This is a genomic window from Frondihabitans sp. GW821-FHT04F02 (assembly GCF_059420045.1).
Map to the genome: position 1 here is coordinate 327690 of NZ_JBWKSZ010000001.1, position 18507 is coordinate 346196.

At 70.8% G+C, this 18507-nt stretch carries 22 protein-coding genes; 12 read left to right on the forward strand and 10 right to left on the reverse strand.

What is annotated here, in order from left to right; genetic code table 11:
* Positions 1-75: 75 nt before the first annotated feature.
* From AC07TY_RS01560 to AC07TY_RS01580, 5 genes are all read right to left on the reverse strand, one after another.
* Positions 76-753: a response regulator transcription factor gene (locus tag AC07TY_RS01560; RefSeq protein WP_255410931.1), complete on the reverse strand. Its 678-nt coding sequence runs from the start codon at positions 751-753 to the stop codon at positions 76-78.
* 102 nt (positions 754-855) lie between these two features.
* Positions 856-2112 carry a hypothetical protein gene (locus tag AC07TY_RS01565; RefSeq protein WP_494784136.1) on the reverse strand — a complete coding sequence of 419 codons (1257 nt, stop codon included), beginning with the start codon at positions 2110-2112 and terminating at the stop codon, positions 856-858.
* Between the two features lie 67 nt (positions 2113-2179).
* Complete coding sequence (locus tag AC07TY_RS01570) at positions 2180-3331, reverse strand: sensor histidine kinase (protein WP_123504885.1); 1152 nt, start codon at positions 3329-3331, stop codon at positions 2180-2182.
* A gap of 181 nt (positions 3332-3512) precedes the next feature.
* Positions 3513-4718: a homoserine O-acetyltransferase MetX gene (gene metX / locus AC07TY_RS01575; protein ID WP_494784137.1), complete on the reverse strand. Its 1206-nt coding sequence runs from the start codon at positions 4716-4718 to the stop codon at positions 3513-3515.
* Between the two features lie 76 nt (positions 4719-4794).
* Positions 4795-6114: a bifunctional o-acetylhomoserine/o-acetylserine sulfhydrylase gene (locus tag AC07TY_RS01580; RefSeq protein ID WP_123504883.1), complete on the reverse strand. Its 1320-nt coding sequence runs from the start codon at positions 6112-6114 to the stop codon at positions 4795-4797.
* Between the two features lie 292 nt (positions 6115-6406).
* Here AC07TY_RS01580 and AC07TY_RS01585 point away from each other — a divergent pair, with 292 nt between their 5' ends.
* Complete coding sequence (locus tag AC07TY_RS01585) at positions 6407-7174, forward strand: SDR family oxidoreductase (RefSeq protein ID WP_488626473.1); 768 nt, start codon at positions 6407-6409, stop codon at positions 7172-7174.
* A gap of 22 nt (positions 7175-7196) precedes the next feature.
* Here AC07TY_RS01585 and AC07TY_RS01590 read toward each other — a convergent pair whose 3' ends face one another.
* Entirely contained in the window at positions 7197-7988 is a 792-nt protein-coding gene (locus tag AC07TY_RS01590; protein ID WP_123504881.1) for a transglutaminase-like domain-containing protein, read from the reverse strand.
* A gap of 65 nt (positions 7989-8053) precedes the next feature.
* Between AC07TY_RS01590 and AC07TY_RS01595 the strand changes: the two genes are divergently transcribed.
* From AC07TY_RS01595 to AC07TY_RS01625, 7 genes are all read left to right on the forward strand, one after another.
* A complete protein-coding gene (locus AC07TY_RS01595; RefSeq protein WP_494784138.1) occupies positions 8054-9631 on the forward strand; it encodes an FAD-binding oxidoreductase in 1578 nt (525 codons plus the stop codon).
* Positions 9632-9679: 48 nt separating this feature from the next.
* Complete coding sequence (locus AC07TY_RS01600; RefSeq protein WP_494784139.1) at positions 9680-10342, forward strand: alpha-ketoglutarate-dependent dioxygenase AlkB; 663 nt, start codon at positions 9680-9682, stop codon at positions 10340-10342.
* A gap of 95 nt (positions 10343-10437) precedes the next feature.
* A complete protein-coding gene (locus AC07TY_RS01605) occupies positions 10438-10992 on the forward strand; it encodes a phosphoribosyltransferase (protein ID WP_123504878.1) in 555 nt (184 codons plus the stop codon).
* Positions 10989-11735 carry a Type 1 glutamine amidotransferase-like domain-containing protein gene (locus AC07TY_RS01610; protein WP_233579788.1) on the forward strand — a complete coding sequence of 249 codons (747 nt, stop codon included), beginning with the start codon at positions 10989-10991 and terminating at the stop codon, positions 11733-11735. Before AC07TY_RS01605 ends, AC07TY_RS01610 begins: the two co-directional genes overlap by 4 nt.
* Before the next feature lie 52 nt (positions 11736-11787).
* Complete coding sequence (locus AC07TY_RS01615) at positions 11788-12468, forward strand: uracil-DNA glycosylase (RefSeq protein ID WP_494784140.1); 681 nt, start codon at positions 11788-11790, stop codon at positions 12466-12468.
* A gap of 74 nt (positions 12469-12542) precedes the next feature.
* On the forward strand, positions 12543-13136 hold the full coding sequence (locus AC07TY_RS01620) for a GNAT family N-acetyltransferase (protein WP_123504876.1): 594 nt from the start codon (positions 12543-12545) through the stop codon (positions 13134-13136).
* Between the two features lie 9 nt (positions 13137-13145).
* The gene (locus AC07TY_RS01625) at positions 13146-13637 is read left to right on the forward strand and encodes a hypothetical protein (protein WP_494784141.1); all 492 of its coding nucleotides are present in this window, start codon (positions 13146-13148) and stop codon (positions 13635-13637) included.
* Between the two features lie 33 nt (positions 13638-13670).
* Here AC07TY_RS01625 and AC07TY_RS01630 read toward each other — a convergent pair whose 3' ends face one another.
* On the reverse strand, positions 13671-14189 hold the full coding sequence (locus AC07TY_RS01630) for a MarR family winged helix-turn-helix transcriptional regulator (RefSeq protein WP_123504874.1): 519 nt from the start codon (positions 14187-14189) through the stop codon (positions 13671-13673).
* A 237-nt stretch (positions 14190-14426) separates the two neighbouring features.
* Here AC07TY_RS01630 and AC07TY_RS01635 point away from each other — a divergent pair, with 237 nt between their 5' ends.
* Together AC07TY_RS01635 and AC07TY_RS01640 are read left to right on the forward strand one after the other, a co-directional pair.
* Positions 14427-14582 (forward strand): hypothetical protein, encoded by a 156-nt coding sequence (locus tag AC07TY_RS01635; protein WP_158614140.1) that lies wholly within the window; start codon positions 14427-14429, stop codon positions 14580-14582.
* Positions 14583-14658: 76 nt separating this feature from the next.
* Entirely contained in the window at positions 14659-14889 is a 231-nt protein-coding gene (locus AC07TY_RS01640; RefSeq protein ID WP_123504873.1) for a hypothetical protein, read from the forward strand.
* A gap of 253 nt (positions 14890-15142) precedes the next feature.
* On the opposite strand, the gene AC07TY_RS01645 is transcribed toward AC07TY_RS01640, so the two are convergent.
* A complete protein-coding gene (locus AC07TY_RS01645; protein WP_488626469.1) occupies positions 15143-15520 on the reverse strand; it encodes a hypothetical protein in 378 nt (125 codons plus the stop codon).
* A gap of 198 nt (positions 15521-15718) precedes the next feature.
* On the opposite strand from AC07TY_RS01645, the gene AC07TY_RS01650 reads away from it, so the two are divergent.
* Entirely contained in the window at positions 15719-16015 is a 297-nt protein-coding gene (locus AC07TY_RS01650; RefSeq protein WP_494784142.1) for a DUF4193 family protein, read from the forward strand.
* Between the two features lie 28 nt (positions 16016-16043).
* On the opposite strand, the gene AC07TY_RS01655 is transcribed toward AC07TY_RS01650, so the two are convergent.
* Positions 16044-16373, reverse strand: coding sequence for a DMT family transporter (locus AC07TY_RS01655; protein ID WP_494784143.1), 330 nt, complete (start codon positions 16371-16373; stop codon positions 16044-16046).
* Between the two features lie 2 nt (positions 16374-16375).
* Positions 16376-16870 carry a DinB family protein gene (locus AC07TY_RS01660; protein ID WP_488626467.1) on the reverse strand — a complete coding sequence of 165 codons (495 nt, stop codon included), beginning with the start codon at positions 16868-16870 and terminating at the stop codon, positions 16376-16378.
* A gap of 190 nt (positions 16871-17060) precedes the next feature.
* Between AC07TY_RS01660 and AC07TY_RS01665 the strand changes: the two genes are divergently transcribed.
* Entirely contained in the window at positions 17061-18488 is a 1428-nt protein-coding gene (locus AC07TY_RS01665; RefSeq protein ID WP_494784144.1) for an amidase, read from the forward strand.
* Positions 18489-18507: the final 19 nt, after the last annotated feature.

Below are 18507 nucleotides of genomic sequence, written 5' to 3' on the forward strand. Positions count from 1 at the left end.
CGCCCGGGGGTTAACGGCCGAGAGCGCAGGAGCGGCCGGGCGAACCCGACCACTGCTGCACTCTCGGCGACGTGGCTAGAAGCCCGACGGAGCGGCGTCGTCGGTCTGGAGCAGGATGCCGTCCTGGATGGCGCGCTTTCGCAGGGCGACCTTGGTGCCCACGTCGAAGCCGGCGACGCGGTACTTCTCGCGGATGCGCTTGAGGTACGACTTGGCGGTCTCCTCGGAGATGCCGAGCTGGTAGGCGACGGCCTTGACGGGCTCGCCACCGCCGTAGAGGGCCATGACGCGGCGCTCCTGGGCGGAGAGCTTCGGCACTCCGCCGACCTCGGCCGCATTGAGGGCCAGGTCGAGCTCGGCCGAGATGTACGACTCGCCGACGGACGCATTGCGGATCGCCTCGACGATCATCTCGGCGTCTTCGCTCTTGACCAGGTAGCCGAGCGCGCCGGCGGCCAGCGCCTCGCGCACGACGTTCGGCTCGGAGTACGTGCTCATCAGCACCGTCTTCACGCCCGCCGTCTTCAGCGTCGAGATCTTCAGCGAGATCGGCAGGTTGTCTTTGAGGTCGAGGTCGAGCAGGACCACGTCGACGGGGAACTCGGGGTGCGTGAGCAGCTCGGGCCACGAGGCGACGGCGCACACCATGCTGATGTCGTCGGCGGCGCTGCGGATCCACTCGCTGAGCGCGCCGAGGAGCATCTTGTGATCGTCGACGAGGGCGAGGCGGATGCGTCCTTCGGAGTCAGGCACTGGTTTCTCATCTTTCGATGAGCTTCGATGAGCCGCTGGGTTTCGATGAGCCGCTGCTGGGAGGAGCTCAGGCGACCGGCGACAGCGGAGATGGGGCTTATGTTAGGCGTCTGCGGGGTTCTCGACCGAACAGCGGATGGCGAGCCGCAGACTGCCCTGGTGGGTGGAGGTCTGGAAGTCGCCGACTCGCTCGAGGGCGTTCCAGGTGGCGGGCACGACGCGGTTGCGTCGGATGCCGGTCGACGTGACGTCGATCGGCACCTCGATGGTGCGACCCGCCATCGACGCGATGGTCGTCGGAGTCTGGATGGGGCCGAGCGTCAGCGTGATGCTCGTGCCGGCGGCGCGGGTGCGGCGATCGCCCAGAAGGAGCCACACGGCCTGCAGGAGGCCGTCGCGCTGCTCGGGGGTGAGGAGGCCCGCGAGCGACGACGGGTCGGCGAGCTTGACGGCGCGGCCGAGGTACTCCGACTCGGTGACGGCGTGGTAGAGCCAGGTCTCGCGGCGGCCCTCGATGAGATGCAGGCGGAGCTCGGTGGCGAGCGTCGACGCCGTGGAGGCCACGTGCGGCTCGAGGGGCAGAGCGATCTCGCCGATGGCGACGCCGTCGAGGAGCTTCTCGGCGGCGAGGTCGAGGCGGGCCAGCTCGTCGCTGGCGAGCATGCCGACGGCGAAGCGGGGCTGGGTGACCGTCGACTGGACGAGGACGCGGTCGAGCTCGATCTGGATCATGCGGCGGAACCGCTGGACGGCGTAGATGGCGATCGACGGCGGCAGGATCGCGATCGCGACGACCGTGACCTGCTGCGGGAAGGTGATGCGGTCGATCGGCGTCGTCAGGATGACCGCGGCGACGAGCAGGACGAACAGGGCGGCGGTGGCGATGACGAGCTCGCGAGCCGGACGGAGCGTGACCAGCGGCAGGAGGCCGAACCCGACGGCGACGCTGGCGGTGGCGTACGCGCCCACGTTGTGGAGCTTCCAGATGGCGACGAAGTCGAGGATCACGACGACGAGCAGGGCCGCGCAGATGATCACCATGACAGGGCCGGTGAGGCGCTCGCCCTGGATGGCGACCAGGGTGACGCTGCCGATGAAGGCGGCGAGGTAGATGAGCCAGGCGACGATCGCGGGGGCGGCGACCGGGTACTGGGAGAGGTGCACCAGGAAGAAGATGAGTCCGTAGATCGCCTGGACTGCGGCGACGGCGGCAGCGCCCATGCCGAGGTAGCCGGTGCCGAGGGTCGCTCCGGCCTGCTGGGCCTGGCGGAGCGAGCGGGCTCCGGTGGACGACGTGGGGAGGCCCCGCGGTGCTCGACGGTGTCGGGGGACGCCGAGTGTGTTCTCGTCGATGCTCATCGGGTGACCCCCTTCCGGGAGGGACTGTCGTCCGTCACCGGAGATTCGTTAGAAGAAAGCTCAGTTCTCATCGCGGTGCCTCGAGCACGACGGTGGTGCCGGCACCCGGCGCGGAGAAGAGGCGGGCGGTTCCGCCGACCTCGCGGAGGCGGTTGACCACGCTCTCCTTGAAACCCAGGCGCTCTTCCGACACGCCCTCGAGGTCGAAGCCGACGCCGGCGTCGGTGACCATGGCGCGGACCATCTCGTTGTCGTGGATGATCGTGACGTGCGCCTCGGCGACCCCGGCGTGCCGGCGGACGTTCTCGAGGCACTCGGCGAGGGCGAGCAGGAACGCGTCGAGCACGTTGGTGGGGAGCAGGACCTGGCCGGTGCCGTGCCAGCTGACCTCGAGGCCCATCCGGCCGAAGCGCTGCTTGACCGACTCGAGAGTCTGTCCGAGGGGGCTCTCCTCGGACGTGTTGAGGTTGTAGTCGCCGGAGGCCTGCGGCTGGGGCGTCGAGCCGAGACGGAGGTGGCGCAGCAGCCGGGCGTCCTCGGCGGCCTGGGCCTGAAGTGCGGCGGGCGTGACGCCGAACCCGGAGTGCGCGAGGAGGGTGAGGGTGGCCAGCACGGTGTCGTGGAGGAGGCGGGCGCCCTGGCGTCGCTGGGCCTCGGTCTCGCTGGCCTGGCGCTCGGCGCGGTGCGCGTTGCCGATCGAGTAGATGCGGCGGGCGGCCCGGGGGACGCTGTTGCCGATCCAGAAGCCGGCGACGAAGCAGAGCACCCAGCCGAGCAGGACGGCGGCGACCTGCACCGAGAGGACGGAGTGGGTGCCGACGACGACCTCGGCGACGACCAGGACGGCGGCGACCGCCCCGAGCACGACGCGGCGGGTGGACGACGAGAGCAGGAGGGCGAACGAGGCGACCGCGCCGCCGACCAGCGGGATGACCGCCGTCGCGAGGGGACCGTCGATGCCGCCGGGGATCAGGGCGACGCCGCCGGCGGCGAGGCCCGCGGCCATTCCGAGGATGACCCACAGCAGATTGCGGGAACGGCCGACCATGATGAGGAAGACGACCATGGCGGCGGAGCAGAGTGCGATCAGCGCGAGCCGCGGGTAGTCGATGACGCCGGGGTAGCTCAACGCCACGAGCGACACCACGGTGCACGCGATTCCTAGGAACCGGGTCGTGGTTCGGAGGAGCCGATCACGCTCCTGGGCGAAGAGATCCATTCGAGTCCAACGGTCATGGTGGGAAGCGGCCTGCGGGGGCGCCTAGACACATCGTTCCACAATTTGTCCCCCGAGGCGGGGCACGGCGCGCAGTCCTGTGGGTCTCTGCGCTCAAGCGAGACGGGTGTCCGTGCGGGATCCGGATGGTTCCCGAGCGAGTCTCATTGTGGCCTGTGCGGCGTCATCCTTCAAGCAAGGCTCGAAGGTGTGTCCCGACGAGCTCGTTCTCGATGAGGAATCCGTCGTGCCCGAACTCGCTGGGCAGGATCACGGCGTCTGTCGCCGCCGTCTGCCGCAGGCCCGCCGCGATGAGCTCCTGGTCGTGCGGCGGGAAGAGGCGGTCGGTGTCGATCCCCAGCACGAGCGACGTCGCGGTGACTCGGGCGAGGGCGGCCGTCACGCCCCCGCGGTCGCGACCCAGGTCGTGCGAGTTCATGGCGCGCGCGAGCGCCACGTAGCTGTTCGCGTCGAAGCGTCTCGTGAACTTGTTGCCGTGGAAGTCCAGGTAGCTGGACACGGCGAACCGACCCTGCCCGACCAGGGGGGAGAGGTCGCTCTGCCAGCCGCGCCCGAAGCGCTTGTTGAGCTCATCGGGCGAGCGGTAGTTGAGGAGCGCCATGCGGCGGGCCAGGGCCAGACCCCGATACGGGCCCTCGCCGTCGGGCGACTCGTAGTAGTCGCCGCCGGCGAAGCCCGGATCCATGTGGATGGCCTCGACCTGCACCGTGTTGAGAGCGATCTGGTCGGCGCTCGAGAACGCCGTGGTCGAGAGGACGCCCAGACGCTCGACGCGGTCGGGCGAGCCCACGGCCCACTCGAGGGCGTGCATGCCGCCCATGGAGCCGCCGATGACGGCCTTCCAGCGGTCGATCCCGAGGGCATCCGAGAAGGCGACCTGAGCCGCGACCTGGTCGCGGATGGTCAGGCGCGGGAAGCGCGAGCCCCATTCGACGCCGTCGGGGGCGAGCGACGAGGGGCCGGTCGAGCCCTGGCAGCCGCCGAGCATGTTGGGCGCGACGACGAACCAGCGGTCGGTGTCGATGGCGAGACCCGGGCCGACGACGCCGGGCCACCAGCCGGCCGTGGTGTGGCCCAGGGAGGCGGGCCCGGTGAGGTGGCTGTCGCCGGTGAGGGCGTGCAGCACGAGCACGACGTTGGAGTCGTCGGCGGCGCGCGTGCCGAACGTCTCGTACGCGATGCGCGGACGGGGGAGCACCTCGCCGGTCTCGAGGAGCAGGTCGTCGATCGACTCGAACCGGCGGTCGCCGACCGGGTCGCCGTCGCGCCAGGCCCCGGTGACCGGAGGCTTGCCCAGCATCGTCCGGCGGGTGCGCTCGGTGACGACGCTCGACGGGACCGTGTCTTCGGGTGTCGTCTGCCAGTCCATTTGACTCCAGCATGTCAACAAAGAGCGGCGGCTGCCGGAACATTACGTCCAGGAGCCGCCGCTTCGGGGTGGATCGTCAGTTGCTCTTGAGGAGGCCCGCCGTCACGTCGGCGGCCGCCGCGAAGCCCGCCGCCAGGTCGGCCTTGAGATCGGCGACGTTCTCGAGCCCGATGGAGAGCCTGACGAGGCCGGGAGTGACTCCGGTCGTGAGCTGCTGCTCGGGGGTGAGCTGCGAGTGCGTCGTCGATGCCGGGTGGATCACGAGGGAGCGCACGTCGCCGATGTTGGCCAGGTGGCTGAACAGCGACAGGCCGTCGACGAGCGCCTTGCCCGCGTCGACGCCGCCCTTGAGCTCGAAGCTCAGCACGGCTCCGACGCCCTTGGGAGCGTACTTGTTGGCGGCGGCGTACCAGGGGCTGGTGGGGAGGCCGGCATAGAAGACGTTGGCGACGTCGTCGCGGGCGTCGAGCCACTCGGCGATCTCCTGGGCGTTCTGCACGTGGCGCTCGATGCGGAGGCTCAGAGTCTCGATGCCCTGGATCAATGCGAAGGCGGTGTCGGCCGAGTTCGACGAGCCGAGGTCGCGGAGCAGCTGCACGCGCGCCTTGATGATGTACGCGAGCGAGTCGCCCACTGCTGTCGTGTAGCTGGCGCCGTGGTACGAGGGATCCGGGACGGTGAGCTCCGGGAACTTCTCGACGTTCTTCGACCACTCGAACTTTCCGCCGTCGACGATGAGACCGCCGATGACCGTGCCGTGGCCGCCGAGGAACTTCGTCGCCGAGTGCACGACGATGTCGGCGCCGTGCTCGAACGGGCGGATCAGGTAGGGCGTCGCGATCGTGTTGTCGACGATCAGCGGCACGCCGGCCTCGTGGGCGACGCTCGACACCAGCGAGATGTCGAGGATGTTGATCTTCGGGTTGCCGATCGTCTCGGCGAAGAACAGCTTCGTGTTCGGGCGCACGGCGCGGTGCCACTCGTCGGCGTCGTCCTGGTTCTCGACGAACGTGGTCTCGATGCCGAGCTTCGCGAGCGTGTACTTGAACAGGTTGTAGGTGCCGCCGTAGATCGACGACGACGAGACGATGTGGTCGCCCGCCTGGGCGATGTTCAGGATCGCGAGGGTCTCGGCCGCCTGGCCCGACGAGACGAGCAGCGCGCCGGAGCCGCCCTCGAGCGTCGCGATGCGCTGCTCCACGACGTCGTGGGTGGGGTTCATGATGCGCGAGTAGATGTTGCCGAACTCGGCGAGCGCGAACAGGTTCTTCGCCTGCTCGGCGCTCTCGAACACGTACGAGGTCGTCTTGTAGATCGGCGTCGCGCGAGCGTGCGTCGTGGGGTCGGGCTGGGCGCCCGCGTGGATCTGCTGGGTCTCGAACTGCCAGTCGCTCATGATGCTCTCCTGAAGTCGTGCGGGTGTCTGACGGGCCCGTCGACGGTGATCGGACCCCGGTTGAGGCCGAGCCTAGGAGCGCGGGCCGGTGGCCGGCAACGGAGCGGACACGCGGCGTAACCTCGGCCCGCGGGCACGCTCATCGCAGCAGGGATCGTCTTGCTCGACGGCTTCATCGTCGACGCCGGCGGCACGATGTACGCGCGGTGCGCCGTCGAGCGCCGGCGGATGACCGCCCGCCGCGAGCAGTAGCGTTGCAGGGACGCACGCAACCTAGGGAAGGCGCACACGCATGGCGAAGAGAGCACTGGTCACCGGAGCGAGCTCGGGCATCGGAGAGGCCACCGTGCGCCTGTTCCGCTCTCACGGCTGGGACGTCCTCGCCGTCGCCCGCCGCGAGGACCGCCTCGCGGCGCTCGCCGACGAGACCGGCGCCACCTGGTTCCGCGCCGACGTCACCAGCGACGACGACATGGCCGCCCTGCGCGCGCACGTCGAGTCGACCGGACCGCTGCACGCCCTCGTGAACAACGCCGGCGGCGCCTTCGGCCTCGACAGCGTCGAGACGGGCTCGATCGACGACTGGCAGCGCATGTTCGACGTCAACGTGCTCGGCACCAAGCGCGCGCTCAGCGCCCTGCTCCCGTCGCTCCGCCGCGGCGCCGACGAGGCGGGCTCGGGCGACATCGTCACGATCACCTCGATCGCCGGGCACATCGCCTACGAGAACGGCGGCGGCTACAACGCCGCGAAGTTCGCCCAGCACGCCGTCGTCGCAGCGCTCCGCCTCGAGCTCAACGGCGAGCCCCTCCGGGTCATCGAGATCGCCCCCGGCATGGTCAAGACCGACTTCTCGCTCGTGCGCTTCGCCGGCGACCAGGAACGCGCCGACGCCGTCTACGCCGGCGTCGAAGCTCCACTCACCGCCGACGACATCGCCGAGGCCGTTGTGCACGCCGTCGAGCTGCCGCCGCACGTCAACCTCGACCTCGTCACCGTCAAGCCCGTCGCGCAGGCGCAGCCCTACAAGCTCGCGCGCGGTCCGCTCTCCACCCGCTGAGCCGGGACCGCGCAGGGAGCCGCTAGCCGATCGAGACGAAGTCCGAGACGGTGTCGCGCGGCAGCACGTCGGCGGTCGCCATGACCTCCATCTCGAGCAGCTTCACCCAGCCGCCCGACGACGACAGGAACGCGGTGTCGGACGCGTCGCGCCCCGTGGCGATCCGCACCAGGCTCTGCCGGGGAGCCAGCCCCGTCGCGTCGATCGCGTACCAGACGCCGTCGACCAGGGCCTCCGCGACCGCGTGGAAGTCCATCGGCCACAGCCCCGGCGCGTAGACCGACACCAGCCTGGCCGGCACGTCCCGCGCTCGCAGCAGGGCCACCACGAGGTGCGCGTAGTCGCGGCACACGCCCCGACGGTCGAGGAACGTCTGCACCGCGCCGTCCGTCGGCGAGCTCGACCCCGGCACGTACGACAGGTGCCCGTTGACCCACGTCCCGATGGCCGACACGAGCTGCTGCCCCCGCAGCCCGCCGAACTCGCTCTTCGCCATCGGGAAGAGCGTGTCGGACTCGCAGTACCGGCTCGGCCGCAGGTACTGGATCGTGTCGAGCGCCCCCAGCTCGATCGGCTCCGTGCGCCCCGACACCTCGACGCGGTACTCCATCTCGAGGACGCCCGGCTGCATCGTCGCCACCTGGAGCCGCGTGCCCCGATCGTCGACGACCTCGCGCACCGGCACGTCGACCCCACCCTGCCGCACCGACAGCGACTCGACGACCGACTGCCCCTCGGCGGCGGCGACGGACAGCACCAGCTCCGCGGGCTCGGTCGCTGACAGGACGAGCCGGGACGATGCGTTGCGCTTCATCCGACGAGCATCCCACGCCCCCGGGGATCCCCGTCGCCGCCATCCCGACGACGTAGGGTCGTCGGGTGACCTCGATCGACCGCCGCACGTTCCTGACCGGAGCCTCCGTCGCCGGAGTGGCAGCCGTCAGCGCCGTCGCGCTCGCCGCCTGCACCAGCCCGAGACCGTCGCCCACCGCGACCACCACCGTCACCGAGACGCCGACCGCCGCCGGCCCCTCGACGTGGCAGGCGCTCGCCGCCGCCGTGTCGGGAACGCTCCTGCGCCCGTCGAGCGTCGGCTACGGCTCCGCCAAGCAGACCGAGAACCCGCGCTTCGACGACGCCGCGCCGCTCGGCATCCTCCGGGCGGCCTCGACCTCCGACGTCATCGCCGGGCTGGCCTTCTGCAGGAACTCGGCCACCCCTCTCGCGGTCCGATCGGGCGGGCACAGCTACGCCGGCTGGTCCGCCGGGGGTGCCGCAGGAACGGACGTCGACCCGTCCCTCGTCATCAGCACGGCCGCTCTCGACACCGTCGAGCTCTCGGGCGACGGAGCCTCGGTCACCGTCGGGCCGGGCGCTCCGCTGGCCGCCGTCTACGAGAAGCTCGCCGCCGCCGGCCGCGCGATCGGCGCGGGCTCGTGCGGCACCGTCGCCATCGGCGGCCTGACGCTCGGCGGGGGAGTCGGAGTGCTCTCGCGCTCGTTCGGCCTGACCTGCGACCAGCTCGCCGCCGTCGAGATCGTGACCGCCGACGGTGTCGTCCATCACGCATCGGCGACCGAGGACGCCGACCTCTTCTGGGCCTGCCGCGGCGGCGGCGGCGGCCTCGTCGGGATCGTCACGTCGATGACCTTCACCACCCGGCCCGCCCCGACGGTGACCATGTGGTCGATCGAATGGGACTGGCGATGGGCGGTGCGGGTCCTGAACGTGTGGCAGGGCTGGGCGCCCGGGGCGTCCGACCAGCTGTGGTCGACGCTGAAGCTGCTGGCGGGGTCGACGCACGGCAGCACGCCGTCGCTGACCGTCTCGGGCACCTGGACCGGGAGCACGCCGCTCGAGGACGAGCTCGCGCCGTTCCTGGCCGCGGTCAAGGCGACGCCCTCGTCGCAGACGGCGGTCGCCCACGAGTACGGCGACGCGATGCTCCGGTACGCGGGCTGCGCAGGCGAGCCGGCGTCGGCCTGCACGACCGGTGAGGGCGGTGTCCTGAAGCGCGTCTCCGAGTCGGGCACGTCCAGCATGCCGACCGTGACGCTCGACGGCGACGCGATCCGTCGGCTCGTGGCCAAGGTCGAGGCCGCGGGCGGCATCGTCGGCCTCACCGAGGGCGGGATCTCGCTCGACGCCCTGGGCGGCGCAGTCGGCCGCGTCGCCGCCGCCGACACGGCCTTCCCGCACCGGACCGCTCTCTTCAGCGTCCAGTACACGGCCACCTTCGCGGACGGTGCCGACCCCCGGGCCTACGACGAGTACGTGCGCGACTTCCGTCGCTCGCTCTCGACGCCGTGGGGTGACGCGGCCTACGTCAACTACGCCGACCCCTCGCTCACCTCACCCGGGCAGAGCTATTTCGGCGAGAACCTGGCGCGCCTGACGAAGATCAAGACGACCGTCGATCCGAAGAAGCTCTTCGATCAGCCGCACCTGCTCTCGTGACGGCACATCATTCGAACACATGTTCGATTGATCGGCTAGGCTGAGGCTATGTCCCTCTCGTTCCAGACGTCGCTCTTCGACGATCCAGCCCTCCTCGACGACCCGGTCCTGGGTGCGACGCCGGTCCTCGGCCCGCTGGGCGCGTCCGTGCAGCGGATCGAGCTCGGCGAGGGCGCCTGGCTCGACCTCCGGCCCGGCTGGGTCGGCCACTCCGACGACCTCTTCGAACGGCTCGTCGACCGCGTGCCGTGGCAGGCCGATCGCCGCGAGATGTACGACCGCGTGGTCGACGTGCCGCGCCTCGTGTCGTGGTTCGGGCCGCGAGCCGTGCTGCCCGACCCGGTCCTCGCGAAGGCCCAGTCCGCACTTAACGACCACTACCGCCGACCACCCGGTCAGGTCTTCGAGACGGCTGGCCTGTGCTTCTACCGCACAGGAGACGACAGCATCGCCTGGCACGGCGACAAGGTCGGCAAGGCCATCGACCGCGACACGATGGTCGCGATCGTGTCCGTCGGCGCCGAGCGGACCCTGGCGGTGCGGTCGAGGTCCGGCGGCGAGGTGCGGCGGTTCCCCCTCGGGCACGGCGACCTGCTCGTGATGGGCGGCAGCATGCAGCGCACGCACGAGCACTCGATCGCCAAGACCAAGCGGGCCGTCGGGCCGCGGATCAGCGTGCAGTTCCGGCCCGACTGGTCGAGGTCGGCGTAGCGGCCGTCCGGCCGTCCGGGCCGGCACGCCGGCACGCCGGTCGAGCCGCCTCGAACGGGTCGCACCGCGGGGCCGCTCGGCACTACGGTTGATCCATGGTTGCCCTCCCCGAAGACGCGCCGGTCGCGTCCCCCGACGTCGACACGGCCGAAGCGGCCACAGGCCCGGCGCGCGACGCCAGCCGCGAGATCCTTGGCTGGCTCGAGTTCGGCGAGGCATCGCGCGAGCTCGCCCAGGACGTTCTCGCATCGGGCTTCCGCCCCGACGTCGTGGTGGCGATCGCCCGCGGCGGGCTCCTGCTCGCCGGCGCGATCTCGTACGCGCTCGACACGAAGATGTGCGGCTCGATCAACGTCGAGTTCTACACGGGCATCAACTCGGTGCTCGAGAAGCCCGTCATCCTCCCTCCGGCGCTCGACGCCCCGGCGCTCAGCGGCAAGCGCGTCCTGCTCGTCGACGACGTCTCCGACTCGGGCCGCACGCTCGAGCTCGTCCGCGACATCCTCCGCGGCCACGGCGCCGACGTACACACGGTCTGCCTCTACGCGAAGCCGCGCACGATCCTCGAGCCCGACCACGTCTGGCGCCACACCGCCGACTGGATCACCTTCCCCTGGAGCGCGCTGCCTCCGGTGACGGTGAGCACGTGAGCATCCACCTCGTCGGCGGCGGCTGGGCGTCGGACTCCACGGAGGTCTACGAGCTCTTCGTCGCCGAGGCGTCGACCCGCGCCGCCCGCATCGGCCGCGACGTGCCGCGCATCGCGGTGCTCGTCGTCGTCGAGGACGACGTCCCGTCGGCCGACTTCCGCACCGGGTTCCCCGAGATGCTGGCCTCGATCGGGCCGTGCGAGCCGCTCGTCACCGAGGTGATCTCGAGCGACGTCTTCGATACGACCGTTCTCTCCGACATCGACGGCCTGCTCATCGCCGGCGGCATGACTCCCGCGTACTTCGAGGCGGTCGTGCCCCTCGTCGACCAGGTGCGGCTGCTCGTCAGCGACGGCCTGCCCTACCTCGGCTTCTCGGCCGGAGCGATGATCGCGGCCGACACGGCCATCCTCGGCGGATACCGCATCGGCGGCGTCGAGGTGTGCCCGCAGGACAGCTCCGAAGACCTCGACGAGGTCACCCTCGTGCAGGGCCTCGGCCTGGTCGACCTCGCCGTCGACGTGCACGCGGCCCAGTGGGGAACCCTCACCCGGCTCATCGCCGCGACCGAGGCCGGCATGGTCACCGGTGGCGTCGCCATCGACGAGAACACCGCGCTGATCGTCGGCGAGGGCGCCCTGGCGGTCATCGGCCAGGGCAGCGTCTGGCGGGTCGAGCCTCAGCTCGACGACGACGGCGAGATCGTCGGCGTCTCGGTCGGGACGCTGGCGGTCGAGCAGTGAGCGGCCTTCAGTGAGCGGCCTTCAGTGAGCAGCGAGCAGTGAGCGGCGCGCCGTGAGCGTCCATCCGCTCCACGAGCTCGTGGAACCCGGATGGGCACGGGCTCTGGAGCCCGTCGCCGGCCGGGTGGCCGAGATGGGGCAGTTCCTGCGCCAGGAGACCGAGGCCGGGCGCGGCTACCTGCCGCACGGCGACGACGTGCTGCGCGCGTTCACGTACCCGTTCGACGACGTCCGGGTGCTGATCGTGGGGCAGGATCCCTACCCCACGCCCGGCCACCCGATCGGGCTGTCGTTCGCCGTCGACCCTCACGTGCGGCCCGTGCCGCGGAGCCTGGCCAACATCTACCGCGAGCTCGACGACGACCTGGGGATCGCGCCGGTCGCGCACGGCGACCTGACGCCGTGGGCGCGGAACGGCGTGATGCTGCTCAACCGGGTGCTGACCGTGCAGCCGGGGCTCGCCGCCTCGCACCGGCGCAAGGGCTGGGAGCAGGTCACCGACCGGGCCATCGAGGCGCTGGTCGCCCGCGATCGGCCGCTCGTCGCGATCCTCTGGGGGCGCGACGCGCAGTCGCTGAAGCCGCTCCTCGGCGACACCCCCCGCATCGAGTCGGCGCATCCGTCGCCGCTGTCGGCGTCGCGCGGGTTCTTCGGCTCGAAGCCGTTCAGCCGCGCGAACGCGCTGATCCGCGAAGCGGGCGGCGAGCCCGTCGACTGGCGGCTGCCGGCCTGACGGAGCGACGGACGTCGGCCTGAGCCCCTGCGTGGGGGCGTGCGCCCGCGGCCCGGTCGTGCAAGGGTTGGCGGGTGCTCGAAGAGGAATACCAGCCGCGTCGCGTCCTGCCGCGCCACCTGCGGCCCGAGCCTGTGCCCGAGGCTCCGTTCTCGTACGAGATCCGCACGGCCGTCGCCGCCGACCTGCCGGCGGTTCGCGACGTCTACAACCTGTACGTCGCCAACTCGACGGTGACCTTCGACACGAAGCAGAAGTCGCTGCACGAGTGGCGCGCCGTCTTCAGCCGATCAGAGCGGCTGGAACTGCCCTTCCTCGTCGCGGTCTCTCCCGCCGGCACGCTCCTCGGCTACGCGCACGTCGTGCCGTGGGGCAACCGCGCCATCAATCGCACGGTCGTCGAGACCTCTATCTACCTGGGGCCGGCGTCGACCGGGAAGGGCCTCGGCAAGGCGCTTCTGGCCGCGCTGCTCGATGCCTGCCAGCAGGCCGGGGTGCGCCAGGTGATCGCCATCATCGGCGACCAGGGCGCCGATGCATCGATCCGGCTGCACGCGTCGTTCGGGTTCAAGGAGATCGGCCGCATGGGGCGTGTCGGCTTCAAGTTCGACCGCTGGCTCGGCACGGTGACGATGCAGAAGAACCTCAAGAAGCTCAAGAGGCGCTAGGTTTTCGGCATGCCTTTCGAGCAGTGGTACGACGACGAGACCCGCGAGGCCGCGACGGCACGAGTGCTGCAGCGACTCGCCACGAACCCCGGCGACCGGCACGTGTTCACCGTCGTGGCCGACGAGTTCACCGTCGACCAGCCGTCGCTGCGGGCCTGGGTGGAGGCGGCGTCGCCGGAGTCGGTCGCACCCGCGCGTGCATCGCGCCGGCCCAAGTTCTCGCCGGTGGTGCGGACTCGGATCGCGCCCGCCGCCCGCGCCTCGGCGGACGAAGCGCCCGATCCTGCGCCGGGATCAGCACCGGAAGCTCCCGGAGAGGTCGAGCCTGCGGATGCCACGTCGCCCGGGCCTGACGCTGTCGCGGACGAGCCGTCGATCGAACCGGCCCGCGAGCCGACTCCCGTGAGCGACCGCGTGACGGCACTCGAGGCCGAAGCGGCGGCGCTCCGTCGGGACAACGCGGCACTCACGGACGCGATGCGGGTCGTCCTGGGCGCCTGACCGAGAGTTCGACCCAGTCGGCCGCCCGAGGGCTCAGTCGGTCACCGACGCGTCGACCGCTTCCGTCATCTCGGCGAGGAACGCGACGATGCCTCTGGCGGCCTCGGGGCTCAGTCGCTCGGCCGCGAGGATCATGCGCGCGTGCATGCCGGCCATGGTCGCTCGCACCTCGTCGTCGCTGTTGCCGGTCGCCGTGAGGAAGATGCTCCGCTTGTCGGACGGGTTCTTGCTCCGGACGATGTGACCGGAGGCCTCGAGCCGGTTGATGAGGACCGCCGTCGAGGCGGAGGTGATACCGAGGTGCTCGGTGAGTCGAGAGGCGGTCACGCTCCGATCGGCTCGCTGCTCGCGGAGGAGGAAGCGGATGGCGGCCAGATCGGTCTCGCCCATCTTCATCGAGAGCCGGGTGCGTGCGCGCATCTCCTTCTCGGCTTGGCGATAGCGCCGGAGCGCATTCAGAACCGCCGCACCTCTCTCGGCGCCGTCCTGGGCATACCAGTAGCCCGACTCGTCGAATGTCGCCGCCGCCGCTGAGTGGTGTGTTCCCGCCATGACTAGAGACTATTGCCTAGACGGTGTAGGTAGGCCTTGCGATGGTTTCAGGGGGGCCTTCGGATCGGGGATTATCCGAATAGCGCAGACTTCGGACGAAATAGGTAGTCCGTCTAGGCAACTGGGTCATACTGAGGGTGTGCCACCGGTTCACGGCGGGGGCACGTCCCGATTCACGGCGGGACTATCCGCACCACCGTTTACCTCAGGCTGCAGGGCCGGAAATGAGTTGAACCAATGTCCATTCATCGCGCCGAAAACGCATCTTCCCCGTTCTCCGAGGTCCGGCAGATCCATCGGGATCGCACCTGGGCCGTCATCGCGGTCGCCACGCTGTCGGCGAGCAGCTTCGTCATCGCCGGCGCTCTGACCGCACTGGGGGTCCTGGCATGAATCCCGAGTACGACCTCGACGAGACCCAGCCGCTCGACCTCGCCGAGCTGAGGGACCTCATGGCGGCGGACGCCGCATGAGCGCCTACCTCCGCGAGAGGGGTATCGCGCCGGCTCGAATCGGCGTCTACCCCAAGCGATATGGACGCAGCTCGTTCCCGCGTACGGCCCAGCGGATCACCCAGAGCGACGTGCTCCAGGAGGAGCTCCGGCGCGGACCCGTGTCGGCTCCGGACCTCTGCTATGCCGACTTCTTCGTCTCGGCAGCCGCGGCGCCGACCCGGCTCGGCACCTCCAAGGTCGCCTGAGGCCTCCCTTCGCGCGGCCCGGCCGCGGTGCATCGAATACCTCTTGCCCATCCTGATCGACGACGACCAGGACTACGAGAAAGAACTCCCATGTCGAAGAACTCCATCCCCAGCCTGTCGCAGCTCGTCCACGAGGACCTCGTCGGCTACGTGTCACAGCAGTTCGGCGAGATCACGAGCTGGACTGACGAAGACTGATTCGTCTCGTCCGGACTCCGCCCAGGTGTCTCATGCTCGTCTGGGCCGATCGGGCTCAGCGGACCCGGCTGTCTTGGGCCTCGCGCCAGATCGCCTCGGCCTGGGGGCGATCCAGGCGCATGCCGCGGGACATCAGATCGTGGACGACGTCGCCCTTGGTCACGCCGCACCAGGCGGGACTGCGGCAGGTGCACCGCTCGTCGTCGCCGGGTGAGAAGTCGTCGTCCGGCTGGCGTTCGACTCCCGGGTGCGGCGGGGTCGACTTCGCCGTGGTGACGACCGGGGGATTGGCGGCGGCCTCGGTGACGGCAGCCCGAGCGACCCTGCGGAGGAACGAGAGATTCTCCCGGACCTGCTTGCCGATCGGGGTGAGGGAGGCCGCGCGCACGGTGCGGGCGGAGATCCGTGCGGCAGCGTCGAGTCGTTCTCCCACGGGCTTCCCTTCCGTCCGGTCCGTCCAGACTACGGGCCCGGAAGCCCGATCGACCAGCCTCTTCCCGGTGCTGGAGCACGACTCGATACAGCCGTCGGCGAACATGGTCGGAGCACGGGCGACTACCCCTTATAGTTGCGGCGGGCAACAGGCCTGACGGGCGTTCCGCCCCCCCGCACGACTTCGCAGGAGAACAGCATGGCAGCCGATTACGACGCACCCCGCAACGCCTCCGAGGGCGACAGCGACGACACTGTCCGCTCGCTGGCCGCACGTGGTCCGCAGGCGACCGGTCTGGTCGCCGACCTCGACGACGGCGACGCCTCGGGCGGGTTCCAGCTCGACGCCACCGACGTCGACGAGGCGCTCGACGTCGTCGTGCTCCCGATGCAGGAGAACGAGTTCACCTGCGTCGAGTGCTTCCTGGTGCGCCCGCGCATCCAGCTCGACCACGAGTCGAAGCTGGGCCCGGTCTGCATCGAGTGCGCCTCCTAGCCGTCCGGTTCTCGTCACCGGGCGCGCCCTACCGGTGCTTGCCGCCCAGCTCCAGCAGACCGACTCCCGCGATCACGAGCACGATCCCGCCGATCTGCGTCAGGGTGAGCGGCTCATGGAACACCAGCCAGCTGATGGCTGCGACGAGCACGACCCCGACCCCCGCCCAGACGGCGTAGGCGACGCCGAGCGGCACGTCGGCGCGCAGGGTCTGCGACAGGAAGAAGAACGACGCCACGTAGCCCACGACGACCACGGTGTACGGCCACCACGGGGCGTTCGGAGAGCTGACGACACGGAGGAACGTGGTCGCGACGACCTCGCTGACGATCGCGAGGGCCAAGAACAGGTAGCCCACGGTCACTCTCCCGTCACGCCGTCGAGCTGCTCGCGCAGGATGTCGACGTGACCCGCGTGGCGCGCCGTCTCCTCAATCAGGTGCAGCAGCACCCACCGGAGCGTGAACCGACCGTCGCGGGTCAGCGTGTCGAGCGGCACGTCGCGGATCGCATCGGAGGCCTCGTTGCACGCGGCCTCGTACTCGGCGAGGGCCGTCGCAAGCGTGGTACCGGGCTCGATGCGGAACTCGCCGTCGGGGTCGGCCGAGTTCCAGCGCGTCTCGAACGGAAGGCCGAGCAGGTCGTCGAGGATCCAGCTGCGCTCGACGTCGGCCAGGTGCTGCAGCAGCCCGATGACGGTGGTGAGCGACGGCAGGGGGCGGGTCGCGGCGAGGGCGTCGGTGAGCCCCTCGGACTTCAGGGCGACGGTGGAGCGCTGGAACTGGAGGAACCCCTCGAGCATCGCGCGCTCGTCGCCTGTCTCAGGAGCGTCGAGCCGGGGCAGAAGTGCAGTCATGGCGTCCACGGTATCGGCGGCGGGTGAACGCGCCGGTGCCGCCGGCATCCGGTATTCGTTTCTGGCCACTTTCCCTGGGCGTGAATTCACGCACGGGGAAAGTAGCCGGAGACGAACTCCCCTGGGTGCTCGGGCGCGCCTGTCGGCGCCCGACGAATGCTCGTCGGGATCCGTGGCTAGGCTCGGACCGATGTTCGAACTCCACCACCTGAGCGCCCAGGAGCAGTACGACTGGCTGCGACGCCGCGAGGTCACCCCGCGCGAGCTCGTCGACCACTACCTCGAGCGCATCGAGCGCGTCGATCCCGGTGTCGGCGCGTTCGTCACCGTGACGGCCGACGCCGCACGCGAACGCGCCGACGCCCTGGGCGCCGCGGGTTCGACGACGGCGCCCCTGTGGGGTCTCCCGCTCGCCGACAAAGACCTGACCGACCGGGCCGGCGTCCCGACCTGGTCGGGGTCGCGGTTCTCGCGCGGCCGCATCCCGGCGCACTCGGCCGGCGTGGTCGAGGCGGTCGACGAGGCGGGCGCCATCAGCCTCGGCAAGACCGCGACCCCGGAGTTCGGCATGACCTCGTACACCGAGACGCTCATCGGCCCGCCGACGCGGAACCCCTACGACCTCGCGGCGAACGCGGGCGGCTCGAGCGGGGGCGCCGCGGCGGCCGTCGCGGCCGGTCTCCTGCCGTTCGCCCCGGGGTCGGACGGCGGCGGATCGATCCGGATCCCCGCCGCGGCGACAGGCCTCGTCGGCCTCAAGCCCTCGCGCGGGCGGGTGCCGTCGCAGTCGGGCATCACCAGCCTCGGCGGGCTCGCCGTCGGGGGCCCGATCAGCAGGAACTGCGCTGACGCGGGCATGCTCCTGGACGCACTCGTCGCTCCCGACTCCGCCGCCCCCCGCGACCAGTACGCGCTCCGGGCGCCCTCCGGCGACTCGTTCTCGTTCCTGGCGGCGGCCGTGCGCGGCGAGGGACGCTTCCGGATCGCCACCACGACCACGTCGCCGTGGCACGACGCCTACGACGTGCGCGTCGACCCCGCCGTGCTCGCCGCCCTCGACCTCGCGATGGACCACCTGGCGGCCGTCGGGCACGAGGTCGAGCCGGACGCCGTGCGCGTTCCGGTCGGGGAGTACGCGACCCACTTCCGCACGCTCTGGCAGGCCGGCGCCGCGACGATCCCGGCCGAGGGCGACGATCTCGACCTGCTCGAGCCCCTGACGCGCTGGCTCGTCGAGCGGGGGCGGGCGCTCTCGGCCCGCGACCTCGCGACGGCCCTCGCCGGGCTGACCGCCTACGAGCGCACGGTGATCGCCGACTTCGCGCCGTACGACGCCGTCCTGACTCCCACCGTCGCGCTCCTGCCGCGCCCGAACGGCTGGTACGACGCCGTCGATGGGGAGCGCAACTTCGAGCAGCAGTGCCTCTACGCGCCGTTCACCTCGTTCGTCAACGTCGCAGGCCTGCCCGCCATCACGCTGCCGGTGGCCGAGCACGAGGGCGTGCCCGTAGGCGTCCAGCTCGTCGGGCGACCGGGCCGCGAGGACGTCCTGCTCGCGATCGGCGCGCAGCTGGAGCGCCGCCTGAAGTGGCAGCGCCGGCACCCGCCGCAGTGGTAGCAGCTGGATCGCAACCGCC